Here is a 12840-nt window from a genome sequence, read left to right on the forward strand (position 1 = left end):
GTGCGACTAGTATAGCCGATCGTATTCCTCTTTGCTAAAGGTTTGTAATTTTTCTTTGTTTTGTAGGTTTTGATAGTAAAAATCGTAAGTTAATACGTTTTGAACATAACCTCGAGTTTCAAAGAACGGAATGGATGCGATAAATTCATCCATAGCCAATTTGCCATTTGATCTCGCAAGCCATTTTTCTACACGGCTTGCTCCCGCATTATAGGCAGAGGCGATCAAAATGCGATTATTTGGATATTTGGCATTCAGCTCATTTAAGTGAGCCGTACCGAGTAAAATATTATTAAGCGGTTTGAATAAATCTAACTCACCGTTATAAGGAAGTTGCTGATTTTCTGCCGTTTTTTGCGCAGTACTCAGTAATAACTGCATTAATCCTCGAGCATTTGCGGAAGATTGTGCCATTGGATTCCAAGCACTTTCTTGGCGAGCAATTGCCATGGCGAAGGTTTTGGTGACACGATTATCCACAATGGCTTGAGGTTCTGTTCCGCTGAGATTCACGTTACTGAGGGCAATATCAAAATATTGACTGTAAGCATTTGGTAAGCGTAAGTCGATATAATCCCAAGCTTTTGCAATAATCGAGCCATCTACGCCCAATTCAAACCAATTTTGTTCATTTGCATATTGGCTTAATGCAAGTTGTTTCTCTTGCGGTAGTTTTTCTAATAGAGAACGCCAGCGTTGTTTGGCTGCACCTAATCGATCTAATTGACGTAGTTCTGCAATCTCAGCTAATTCAGTTGCATACTTCTCTTGGATATTGGACTCTTGAGGAATTTTAGGCATTTCCAGTTTGTAGGAATGACCTAATTTGACGGCTGCTAACATTGGATAAAACCCACGTTCTCTCGATAAAGCTTCTAATCGTTGTTTCGCATCTTTATCGGATGCTTGAGCAGCTATTTTAGCCATCCAATAACGCCATTCTTGTTTTTGTTTTGCTTCATCTGAAAGTGCATTTAACCAGGCGAGTAAATCTGTTTGTTGCCAAATAGCCGTACGTAAACGACGTTCAATGAGGTTATCTGCATTGAGTTTAAGAATTTCCTGATCGCGCCATTGCACAAAATTAGGACTTTCATTATCAAAGAAACGGCTAATAAAGGCGATTTTCCAATCACGTAATTCAGTTTCGTTTAATTGCCAAGTCTTCGCCCATTGCTCGTAAGGGGTGAAGGTTGGCTCATTCATATTTTCCGGAATAGTTCGCAAATAACGAGAAAAACCTAGCACTACGGCAAATCTATGGATAATTTTATTCGTATTACCATCAATTAATGGCAATGACTCAGCGAGTGTTTTCAAATTAGCTGGATTTTTTAAGAGATCCAAATAAAGAGCCAAATCGATATTTACCTGAGCATTTTCTTTCGCACCATCAACTTTTTCTAATTCTTTAGCGAGTATTTCGAGACCTTTCGCGTCATTCTTACTAAAAAGCATTTCCGCTTTTTGATAGATCTTCTCTTCAGTGCGTCCACCTTGTGAATACCAAGCCGCCCATAGCTGAGCATCATTAGGAAGCTCAGCGTTGTTGAGCCAAAGTTGTTCATACTCAGATAAAATAGCCGATTTATTTTTGTCATTTGATTGGTTTTCTGCTGTTTGAGTGGTATTGGCTGCTTCTATTTGATATTTAGCCGAGAGCACGGCAATTTGTGTTTCCAAATTATTTGGCGTGAATTTAGCGAGCGCTTGAGTATCTTCAGCATTGATTAATAACGTAAAAATGCTTTGTTCTAATTTTCCGCGTAGAAAATGAGAGGAATGTTGCTGAATAAATTGTTCAATGTCTGTTCGTAATGCATTTACTTCTTCACGAGGCGTATCGCGATTAACGGTTTTTACACGTGCATCTAAATAAGCCGCCATAGCATCAGTTTGCAATGGATAGCCTTTTAAGGAATCAATTAAACCTAGGAATAATTTGGCATTATCAGAAACATGATTATTTTTGACCGCACTTTTTAGGAGCGATTCTAATTGCAGAAAAGTCGCACGTTGTTCAATCAGCTTTAATTCATGAGCATGCTGTTGTTGTGCCCATTTTGCTTGTTCTTCTGCAAGATTAATTTGTGGCGTAGTTTCAGTTTTGCTTTTATGAGCATGTTGATTGGCCAAAGCAGAACCTGAAAGTGCGGTTAAAATAAATAATGAAATTGTTGTGTGTTTAAGTGCTCGCATAGGAGATTCCATATAAAGAGAAAGACGGATATTTAGATCCGTCTTTGAGTGTAGAGTTCGTTTTATTTAGAAAACTTTTTTGAATGGCTTCACAATCACATCCCCATAAACACCCGCTTCTACGTAAGGATCTTGTGCAGCCCAGTCTTTTGCTGCCGACAGGCTTTCAAATTGAGCAATCACTGTCGAGCCGGTAAAGCCAGCTTCGCCTGGATTTTCATCATCAATGGCTGGATTGGGGCCTGCTGTTAATAAGCGCCCTTCTGCTTGTAATTGTTTTAAACGAGCAAGATGTTGTTCACGTACATCAAGACGTTTTTCTAAGGTGCCGGGAATGTCTTGGGCAAAAATTACATAGTACATAGCTTCTCCCGTTAGCAACTTAAGTGTAATTCTTCAATCGTTTTTAAGGCTTGCTCTAATTCATGGTTACCTTCACGCGGAATACTGCGAGATTTTCCATCCGCATCGACTGCAACGAAGGTAAATACCGCATCGGTGACACAATAGCGTTCACCAATGGGTTCGCTAGAGACTTTTTTCACCCAGACTTCTACTTTAATTTTAATAGAAGAACGACCCACTTTAAGACATTGTCCGTAGCAGCAAACCACATCCCCTACCGAGATAGGTTTAATGAAGTTCATACTTTCAACTGCAACGGTGACGACACGGCCGTGGGCAATTTCTTTCGCTAAGATCGCGCCGCCCATATCCATTTGTGACATAATCCAGCCACCAAAAATATCGCCGTTTGCATTGGTATCTGAAGGCATAGCTAAGGTGCGTAGTAATAATACGCCTTTAGATTGACGACCGTTTTTATCAGTAAGATTTGTAACCATTATTTATCCTCATCATTCTTTTGATCATCTTTAGGTAAGTAACGGTAAATATAAGCACCGCTGACGATTGTTGCAACAAAGGTCATACCAAGTAAACCGAAAGATTTAAAATCAACCCAAGCATCTTCAGACATATTTTGACTGATATAAATATTTACAAGCATACACAGAATGAAAAATCCTGCCCAGCCTACATTTAATTTGTTCCACACATTATCCGGTAATTGGATTTCTTTGCCTAATAACTTTTTCACCAATGGCGTATTGAATTGGAATTGTGCAACCAATAAAACAATGGCGAAGAGGGCATTAATAATGGTGACCTTCCATTGTAAATATTTGATTTCATTGAAGTAAGCGGTGAGTAAACCAAAAAAGACGACAGCAATTGCCATGATTTTTTGTTGTTTCTCAATCACGCCATATTTCAGTTTTAATACAACCATCTGAATGATGGTCGCAATTACTAAGACAATAGCTGCCTCACGCACCCCAAACATTTTGTAAGTGATGAAAAAGAGAACAAGCGGAATAAATTCAAGAAGTTGCTTCATATTATGCCTTCATAAATAAACTGTAAAAACGGTAAGTAAATACCAAAATAAATATTTGAAATAATGCTACCAAAATGCCAAAAATCACACTTAGAAATGATGTACCTAGGATTGCACCAACACTATTCACTAATAAAGGTAGAAGTAAATAAGTGATCAAAGCATAAATAATCAATATGCCATTACGTTTAACACCCGCACGCCACACTTGTAAAGCAGTTTGTCCTATAGATTGATTGGATGCAATGTAATGCACAGGCGATAAGCATAGGCGAACAAAGAAAAATAAACCAAATACCATTGAAACAAAGGCTAGGGGAGAGAGCGCATTTTGGCTTAAAGGAGAGAGCTCATCTTTGCTTAAAGATGAGCTCATGACATCAGCAAGGCCAAATAAAAGTGGCAAGCTCATAAAAATATCTAAAACTACCCCCCCTAAAAAACGACGCAATGTCAGCATGAGACCTTGATTAATCGGATTTTGATTTTGCTGACTAATATGATGAATAGTTGCAATACCGAAGGTTGCAATAAAAGACATCAACAATTGTTGAAATACAAAAGATCCAATCAGCGCAGTTGGCTCCACTTTGCTCAATGCATTAATAATATCCTGTTGCGATGGATTAGGATTATTACCCAAACTCGGCATTGGGACACTGACTAATGCATTGATAAATTGTGATGCAATGAAAACCCCAACGAAAAGCAGCACGGTTTTTCGCTGATTACGCATAAAGTTGAGGCTATCTTGAAAAATCTGAGTAAAGTTAATTTGCATACTATATCCCACAATAATAAAATCCCGATTATACAGGGTTTATTGTTTTTTTCATAAAATCAGGTTGTTTAATGGTGATTTAAGTCACTCTTTTCAAGAGCGTATATCGCTTTACTCATTAGCGTAACCATTCTGTGGCAACGGTTTGCTGTCTAAATAGGCTTGATTTTCAATGAGTTTTAATCGATCTTCGACAAACCATTTAATCACTAAAGGATAAATGTGATATTCCTGTTCACGAGTTCGAAGCTCAATCTCCTCGACAGTATCGCCAGGAAAAATAGGCACTTTGGCTTGTAATACAATGGCACCACCATCGATCTCTTCATTGACAAAATGCACAGTTGTGCCGTGTTCGCTGTCGCCATTCTCAAGCGCTCTTTGATAAGTATGTAATCCTGGATATTTTGGCAGAAGGGAAGGGTGAATATTTAAAATTTTCCCCGTAAAACGTTGTGTGAATGGTTTGGTTAAGATTTTCATGTAACCGGCTAACACAATGAGATCAACATTGAGATCCTCTAAATAATCACCGATAGCCTTATCCATATTGAGATTGGACGTAAAATCTTGACGTAAAAAAACGCGGCTAGGAATGCCCGCACTTTCAGCACGTTCTAAGCCAAATGAATCGATTTTATTACTGATGACAGTCACAATCTTTCCTAGGATAAAACCAGTTTGACAAGCCTCAATTATCGCTTGAAGATTCGATCCTTGACCTGAAATCAGGACGGCAATTTTTTTCATATTATTCAACATAAAAGAAGGGCGAACCTTTCATTCTGAAATTTTCGCCCGTAAATGGAAAAGTGAAATTATTTAATGATAACTTGTGGTTCGTCATCTGTCGCACTTTCGATATGACCGATTAACCAGGCATTTTCACCTGATTGTTTTAAAATCGCTAAAGCGGTTTCCACTTGCGATTGTGGTAATGCAATCACCATGCCCACGCCACAGTTAAATGTGCGGTACATTTCATAGGTTTCAATGTTGCCTTTTTCTTGTAACCATTTGAACACAGGTTGCCATTCCCAACTGCTTTCATCAATGACAGCTTTGGTATTTTTTGGTAATACACGAGGGATATTTTCCCAGAAACCGCCACCCGTTAAGTGTGCGATAGCATGGACTTCCGTTTGTTTGATTAACGCGAGAACAGATTTTACATAGATTTTTGTCGGCGCAAGCACTTGTTCACTTAATGGACGACCATCTAATTGCTCAGTGGCTGGGTTGACGCCAGCAACATCAATGACTTTACGAATTAAAGAATAACCATTTGAATGTGGACCACTTGAACCAAGTGCAATTAAGGCATCTCCCACTTTAACTTGGCTACCATCAATGATTTCTGATTTTTCAACAACACCTACACAGAAGCCTGCAAGGTCATAATCACCAGCGTGATACATACCTGGCATTTCAGCGGTTTCGCCACCCACTAATGCACAACCAGATTGTACACAGCCTTCAGCGATGCCTTTGACCACATCTGAAGCTACATCCACATCAAGTTTTCCTGTCGCGTAATAGTCTAAGAAGAATAAGGGTTCGGCACCTTGCACGACTAAATCGTTAACACACATTGCAACCAAATCAATACCGATGGTATCGTGTTTTTTTAAGTCAATGGCTAAACGTAATTTGGTGCCCACGCCGTCTGTACCAGAAACGAGGATAGGTTCTTTATATTTGCCCGGAATAGCACATAATGCACCAAAGCCGCCTAATCCGCCGATGACTTCAGGACGGGTGGTTCGTTTCACGTGTGGTTTAATACGTTCAACTAATTCATTACCGGCATTAATATCCACGCCTGCATCTTTATAACTTAATGATGGTTTGCTCACAATGTATCCTATATTTTTAGGTTAAATGATAAAACAGCGTGATTGTATCAGATTAAGCAAACGTTTGCGATAGTGATTTAATTGGGTTTTAACTAAAAAAATAACCGCACTTTATTTTGCATGATAAAGTGCGGTTATTTTTTAATGTGTTTTTAGCGATTCGCTAATTCAAAAATCATCGCTTCAGCTTGGCAGCTAAATGTAAAGCGAGCCATTAAATTTGCACCATTTTCAGTTTCGGTAATTTCACTTTTAATTTCGCAAGGATCGCTTTCTGTTTTGCGAGCTTTCTCAATGAAACGATTAAGTGCTGCTTCAGCTTCGGCTTTATTCGCATAGGTTTGATGAATATCAACAGAACAATCTGAACCGTCAATAATCGTCCCCACATCAACACAACTACAAGTGAGAGATTCTTCTGCTTTGCATGTTACTGTCATAGGATTTCCTTATTTAAAATTAAGATTGGGCATATTCTAGCATTTTTGAAACGCTCTGCCAAAGTAGCCGCATTTTTTTAATTTAAATATCATTTATTTATCACTGGTCGGAACACTTAAAAATTAATCTAAAATAATTTGCACTCCATTTATTGGAGTTTTAGAATCTCGCGACTTTTTTCATTATTATTAATAACAAAAGGTTCCAAATGACAAAGTTTAATAAAACGCTATTAGCAATGACCACATTGTTAGCAGCAAGCGGTGCAAATGCAGCCGCATTCCAATTAGCGGAAGTTTCTACATCAGGTCTTGGTCGTGCTTATGCGGGTGAAGCAGCAATTGCTGATAATGCTGCAGTGGTTGCAACTAACCCTGCATTAATGAGCTTATTCAAAAGCAATCAATTCTCTGTGGGTGGCGTTTATGTAGATTCTAAAATTCATATGAGTGGTCCAGTTACCGTTAATGCATTAGGTCGTACTGTTGCGGTAGGTTCTGCAGATCATAACAGTGTTGTTCCAGGTTCATTGATTCCGAATATGTATTTTGTGGCACCAATTAATGACAAATTTGCCATTGGTGGTGGTATGAATGTGAATTTTGGATTAAAAAGTGAATATGAATCAGATTACAATGCGGGGGTATTCGGCGGTAAAACGGATTTAAGTGCGATTAACCTAAATTTAAGTGGTTCATATCGTGTTTCTCAAGGTTTAACTGCTGGTGTGGGTTTAAATGCAGTTTATGCTAAAGCAGAAGTGGAACGTCACGCGGGTATTTTAAGTGATGCAGTAAAAAATGTTGCACCATTAGTTCCTTCGCTCGTGAAAGCAGGGCAAATCCCAGCAAGTGCAGCTGCTTCTTTAGCTAGATTACAAGGTGTGAATAAAGATACTACATTAACACATTTACAAGGCTCTGCTTGGGGATTTGGTTGGAACGCTGGTTTAGCCTATGAGTTTAATGAGCGCAACCGAGTTGGTTTAGCCTATCACTCAAAAGTCGATATTGATTTTGAAGATTCTAATGCGGTGAGTGCGAGCCGTACACTTCGTGGCCAAGGCCCTGCAAAAGGTGGATTAACACTACATTTACCAGATTATTTAGAATTATCTGGTTTCCACCAAGTTACAGATAAATTAGCATTACACTATAGCTACAAATTTACACACTGGAGTCGTTTCAAAGAGTTACACGCAACGTTTAATGACGGTGAAGTGGCTTTTCATAAAGATGAGAAATATCGTAGCAACTCTCGTTATGCATTAGGTGCAACCTATGACGTGAATGATAAATTAACAGTTCGCGCAGGTATTGCTTATGATGAAGCAGCTGCGCCAACTGAACATGCAAGTGCATCTATTCCAGATACTGATCGTATGTGGTATAGCGTAGGGGCAACTTATAAATTTACCCCGAATCTTTCTATTGATGCGGGCTTTGCTCACTTACGTGGTAAAAAACTTAACTTTACCGAGAAACAATCAATTGGCAACTTAGCGACTGTTACAGCAAACTATACGTCTAAAGCAAGTGCTAACCTTTACGGTTTAAACCTAAACTACAGTTTCTAATTTGTTAAAAATTTAGCATAATACGCAGCACACCGAATGTATGTTCGGTGTGCTTTTTTCTTATATCAATCCATAAAAACGAGAGAAAAATGACCGCACTTTTTTATGCTTATATGGATTCACCAATTGGTCGATTATTAATGCTTTCTGATGGTGAACATCTTACAAATTTAGATTGTGAGTTAGAACAAACCACGCCAAATCCAAATTGGATTTTACGAGAAGATTTACCGCTTTTTGAAAAAGTGCAGTGTTCTTTAAGGCGTTATTTTAATGGCGAGCCAGAAAGTTTCTCCGATATTCCTTTATCGCCTAAAGGTACCGCATTTCAACAAGCAATTTGGGCAGCATTGCGTCAAATTCCTTATGGTAAAACAGCCAGTTATGGTGGTTTAGCAGAAAGCATTAATAACCCTAAGGCTGTGCGAGCTGTTGGCGGTGCGGTAGGGAGTAACCCCATTAGCATTATTATTCCATGTCATCGTGTATTAGGGAAAAAATGTGAAATCACCGGTTTTGGTGGTGGATTGCCGGCAAAACGCTTTTTATTGAAACTAGAAAATATTCCTTACATCGACAAAGGCGTAGAATACGTTAAACCAAAATTATTGAAGAAATACCACGAATGATCCCACAAACCGAACAAGCCTTATTAGAAAAAGCCCAATCTATTGCGGGGTTAACCTTTGGTGAACTTGCAGATGAGTTAAATATTCCCGTTCCACCAGATTTAAAACGCGATAAAGGTTGGGTCGGAATGTTGCTTGAAACCGCATTAGGAGCGACTGCTGGTAGTAAAGCAGAGCAGGACTTTTCCCATTTAGGCATCGAATTAAAAACCTTACCCATCAATGCCGAAGGTTTTCCGTTGGAAACCACGTTTGTGAGTCTTGCCCCCTTGGTGCAAAATTCAGGGGTAAATTGGGAAAATTCACACGTTCGTCATAAATTATCGAAAGTTTTGTGGATTCCCATTGAAGGCAGCCGAGGCATTCCTTTGCGTGAGCGCCATATTGGCCAACCTATCTTATGGCAACCTTCGACTGAACAAGAACATCAATTACGCCAAGATTGGGAAGAGTTGATGGATTATATTGTGCTCGGGAAGTTAGATCAGGTTACGGCGCGTATTGGTGAAGTTATGCAGCTGCGTCCAAAAGGTGCAAACAGTAAAGCCATTACGAAAGGCATTGGTAAAAATGGAGAAGTGATTGATACCTTGCCGTTGGGGTTTTATTTACGGAAAGAATTTACGGCAGGCATTTTAAACGCTTTTCTTAATCATAAAAATGGGTGAATCATCACCCATTTTTTTATTTCTCTAAGTTTTGAAAAACACGGAAAAAACCCACCGCACTTTGTAAAGTCTCACCATAAAAAATGAGGGGGATACAATTTCGTTGCCAAGGCGGAACGCCGAGCTCTTGCCAAATTTTTTTCATGGTTTCGGCAGGGCGATTATGTTGTCGTTTTACTTTGCCAGTATAAGCAAATCGTATTTGAATCGGCTCTTGTGTATCAGCAAGTTGAACCTGTTTTTCGTTCCAATTGACTAAAATGCCTGTCGCATTGTGGGTTGCATAAATTGTTCCAAGATTATCAGGCAAGGCAATCTGTTGATTTAACGGCATATCAAGACAAGTTTGCGACAAATCAGCGAATTTTCCTGTTAAATAGAGACATTGCTGATAACGGCGAATAATATGCTCCCCAAGTTGAAATTGTGGGGATGCATCCGCTTTAGCCTGAATAACATCATCAATAATATGCATTAATTGAACCTGCGTTGGCATGGCAATCTGATTTTTAGCCAACCACATGCGCAAAAGTGCGGTTTGTTTTTGCAGTGAATAGTCTAGAAAGTTTAGGAGCAAAAACTGTTTTTGATCCTCAAGAATGTGCTGTTCAAAGCAATCTTGTAACAATTCATTAATCAGTTGATGTTGCTCAAAACAATGTTGTGCGGCACGCTGAACAGCATGATCAAAATGCCCCCAGCGTTGGCGTAATTCAGGCAAAATTTGGTTACGTAAGAAATTGCGATCGTAATGATTATCTTGATTGCTTTCGTCTTCGACCCAAGACAGATTTTCTTGTTGAACATAATTTTCTAATTCATTACGGCTAAAAGAAAGGAGTGGGCGCAGAATTGACATCCCGAACAATTGACTTTCTTTTTGCATGGCACCTAAACCTTGCAATCCTGCTCCGCGTTTTAGCGCCAGGAAAAAAGTCTCAGTTTGATCATTTAAATGATGTGCAGTGACTAGATATTCATTTGGTTGAATATGTGTTGAAATAGCTTGATAGCGAGCTTCTCTTGCGCCCGCTTCAATGCCATCGTGCATTTCCACTTTGACTTTTTCAATAATAAGTGGAATGGCAAATTGCTCACAGAGTTGTTGGCAATGAGCCGTCCAAGCATCCGCATTCGGGCTTAATCCGTGATGGATATGGATAGCTCGTAGACTTAAGTGCGGTCGTTTTTCGCTGAGTTTTTTAACTAAAGAAAGCAGTGCAGTAGAATCCAAACCACCGCTAAAAGCAATGAGAAGCTTATTGGCGGTGGTTGGAATTTGAGCTTGGAATAATGAAAAAAGATCCATTAGGCAACTTTAACAGCTTTGTAGTTTGTGCTTGGATTTAAGATTTCAAAACGCGCAGCAATAGGTTGGAGTTCGTAAGATTTCAAATCAAAGGTAGTTTTCATTACGCCAGCAACAGCATTATTCATTTTTTCAAAAGCTTCAACATCATTGCCACAGTTTAAGTAATGCGCCAAGAAAGTTCCCGCAATTAAATCACCCACACCAACAGGTTCAAAGCTAAATTTATAAAGTGGACGACTTAAATGCCATACGCCTTCAGGTGTCGCCATAATAATTTCAAAGGTATTAGGATCATTCAATTTACCTGCTTTACCTAAGTGTTTAACTAACACTTTTTTCACACCTTTGGCAACTAATGCATTAGCGGCTTTGAGCACATCGTCAAAGGTGTTGATAGGGAAATCAGAAAGTGTACGAAGCTCAGAAAGGTTTGGTGTCATGATGTCTGCACGTGGAATGGCTTTTTCAATTAAGCGTTCACGTACACCATCGGCGACCACGCAGACTTTTTCGGCATTTGGCATAACAGGATCGCATAAGTAAAGTGCATTTGGATTACGCGCTTTGATTTTTTCTAAAGCATAGATAATTTTGTCAACTTGTTCAGCTGAACCTAAATAGCCAGAAAGCAATGCATCACATTCTTGCAGTTTTCCAATGGCATCTAAGCCGTTAGCAATTTCACCAATTTGTTCTTGTGGAATCACCATGCCCGTCCATTTGCCATATTGAGTATGGTTAGAGAATTGCACGGTATTGAGTGCCCATACATCTACGCCTAATAGCTGCATTGGAAAAGTGGCGGATTTATTACCGGCAAAACCATAAACCACGTGAGATTGGATTGCTAATACGTTTTTCATTTTGAGTTCTCCTTTTATATTATTTTAGGCATTGATGCTGTTTCTTGCATCCATGCAACATTTTTTTCAAAACACAAAAAAGAGCGGTTAAATTAACCGCTCTTTTTATATATTATTAACAATAGCCATAAGACATTAAACGTTCGTAACGTCTTTCTAATAAGCCATCTTTGTCGAATGTATCAAGTTCGTTGAGTTCTTCAACAAGGCATTGTTTTAAATTGCGTGCCATTTCATGATAATTACGATGCGCACCACCTAATGGTTCTGGAACGATATTATCAATTAAACCTAACTCTTTTAAACGAGTTGCGGTTAAGCCCATGACTTCGGCTGCGGTTGACGCTTTTTCTGCGCTTTTCCATAAGATAGACGCACAGCCTTCTGGTGAAATAACGGAATAAGTTGAATATTGCAACATATTTACTTTGTCGCCGACACCAATGGCTAATGCACCACCAGAACCGCCTTCACCGATTACGGTACAGATAACAGGCACTTTTAAGGTAGACATTTCACGTAAGTTACGAGCAATTGCTTCAGATTGACCACGTTCTTCCGCACCGATGCCCGGGTAAGCCCCTGGCGTGTCGATAAAGGTAATAATAGGTAAGTTAAAACGCTCAGCCATTTGCATTAAACGTAATGCTTTACGATAGCCTTCAGGTGCTGGCATACCAAAGTTACGTGTTACTTTATCTTTTACTGTACGACCTTTTTGGTGGCCGATAATCATTACCGCGCGACCATCTAAACGAGCAAGACCACCTACGATTGCTTTATCATCTGCAAAGGCACGATCGCCTGCAAGTTCTTGGAAATCAGTAAAAATATGTTCGATATAATCAAGGGTGTATGGACGATTTGGGTGACGTGCCATACGAGAAACCTGCCATGCATCAAGATTTGCAAAGGTTTTTTTGGTTAATTCATCGCTTTTCTTTTGTAAGCGTTTAATTTCATCGTGTAAATCAATTTTGTCATCAGATGCTGAACGTAGTGCTTCAATTTTGGCTTCAAGTTCAGCAATAGGTAATTCAAAATCTAAATATTCTTGGCTCATTTCTTATCCTAAAATATCGTCAAAAGTTGCCCGCACTTTATCAAGATTTAAGG

Annotated in this window: 14 protein-coding genes; 3 read left to right on the forward strand and 11 right to left on the reverse strand. The window is 39.2% G+C overall.

Translation table 11 applies throughout. From position 1 onward, the window contains the following. Nucleotides 1-6 precede the first annotated feature (6 nt). From INP94_RS05310 to INP94_RS05345, 8 genes are all read right to left on the reverse strand, one after another. Nucleotides 7-2199, reverse strand: a complete 2193-nt coding sequence (locus INP94_RS05310) for a transglycosylase SLT domain-containing protein (protein WP_197544233.1) — start codon at nt 2197-2199, stop codon at nt 7-9. A 66-nt stretch (nt 2200-2265) separates the two neighbouring features. Then, nucleotides 2266-2562, reverse strand: coding sequence for a YciI family protein (locus INP94_RS05315; protein WP_197544234.1), 297 nt, complete (start codon nt 2560-2562; stop codon nt 2266-2268). 11 nt (nt 2563-2573) lie between these two features. Continuing rightward, entirely contained in the window at nt 2574-3044 is a 471-nt protein-coding gene (yciA, locus tag INP94_RS05320) for an acyl-CoA thioester hydrolase YciA (protein ID WP_049368042.1), read from the reverse strand. Then, complete coding sequence (locus tag INP94_RS05325) at nt 3044-3598, reverse strand: septation protein A (protein WP_197544235.1); 555 nt, start codon at nt 3596-3598, stop codon at nt 3044-3046. The genes yciA and INP94_RS05325 overlap by 1 nt, the downstream gene beginning before the upstream one ends. A gap of 1 nt (nt 3599) precedes the next feature. Beyond that, entirely contained in the window at nt 3600-4379 is a 780-nt protein-coding gene (locus tag INP94_RS05330) for a beta-methylgalactoside transporter (protein WP_197544236.1), read from the reverse strand. A gap of 111 nt (nt 4380-4490) precedes the next feature. Continuing rightward, nucleotides 4491-5129, reverse strand: coding sequence for a phosphoribosylglycinamide formyltransferase (gene purN / locus INP94_RS05335; RefSeq protein WP_197544237.1), 639 nt, complete (start codon nt 5127-5129; stop codon nt 4491-4493). Nucleotides 5130-5197: 68 nt separating this feature from the next. Further along, nucleotides 5198-6235 carry a phosphoribosylformylglycinamidine cyclo-ligase gene (gene purM, locus INP94_RS05340; RefSeq protein ID WP_197544238.1) on the reverse strand — a complete coding sequence of 346 codons (1038 nt, stop codon included), beginning with the start codon at nt 6233-6235 and terminating at the stop codon, nt 5198-5200. Nucleotides 6236-6387: 152 nt separating this feature from the next. Continuing rightward, nucleotides 6388-6675, reverse strand: coding sequence for a YfcZ/YiiS family protein (locus INP94_RS05345; protein WP_197544239.1), 288 nt, complete (start codon nt 6673-6675; stop codon nt 6388-6390). Between the two features lie 209 nt (nt 6676-6884). Here INP94_RS05345 and INP94_RS05350 point away from each other — a divergent pair, with 209 nt between their 5' ends. The 3 genes from INP94_RS05350 (at nt 6885) to mutH (ending at nt 9549) form a co-directional block, all read left to right on the forward strand. Further along, on the forward strand, nt 6885-8252 hold the full coding sequence (locus INP94_RS05350) for a porin (RefSeq protein WP_197544240.1): 1368 nt from the start codon (nt 6885-6887) through the stop codon (nt 8250-8252). Nucleotides 8253-8341: 89 nt separating this feature from the next. Continuing rightward, a complete protein-coding gene (locus INP94_RS05355) occupies nt 8342-8881 on the forward strand; it encodes a methylated-DNA--[protein]-cysteine S-methyltransferase (RefSeq protein ID WP_197544241.1) in 540 nt (179 codons plus the stop codon). Further along, entirely contained in the window at nt 8878-9549 is a 672-nt protein-coding gene (mutH, locus tag INP94_RS05360) for a DNA mismatch repair endonuclease MutH (protein ID WP_197544242.1), read from the forward strand. Before INP94_RS05355 ends, mutH begins: the two co-directional genes overlap by 4 nt. Nucleotides 9550-9565: 16 nt before the next feature. Here the strand turns inward: mutH and tilS are convergent, their stop codons facing one another. The 3 genes from tilS to accA form a co-directional block, all read right to left on the reverse strand. Beyond that, on the reverse strand, nt 9566-10858 hold the full coding sequence (gene tilS / locus INP94_RS05365; RefSeq protein ID WP_197544243.1) for a tRNA lysidine(34) synthetase TilS: 1293 nt from the start codon (nt 10856-10858) through the stop codon (nt 9566-9568). Continuing rightward, on the reverse strand, nt 10858-11724 hold the full coding sequence (gene pdxY, locus INP94_RS05370) for a pyridoxal kinase (RefSeq protein ID WP_054418311.1): 867 nt from the start codon (nt 11722-11724) through the stop codon (nt 10858-10860). Before pdxY ends, tilS begins: the two co-directional genes overlap by 1 nt. Before the next feature lie 115 nt (nt 11725-11839). Then, nucleotides 11840-12787: an acetyl-CoA carboxylase carboxyl transferase subunit alpha gene (accA, locus tag INP94_RS05375; protein WP_049369151.1), complete on the reverse strand. Its 948-nt coding sequence runs from the start codon at nt 12785-12787 to the stop codon at nt 11840-11842. Between the last annotated feature and the right edge of the window lie 53 nt (nt 12788-12840).

This window comes from Haemophilus parainfluenzae (assembly GCF_014931395.1).
Taxonomy (GTDB): Bacteria; Pseudomonadota; Gammaproteobacteria; order Enterobacterales; family Pasteurellaceae; genus Haemophilus_D.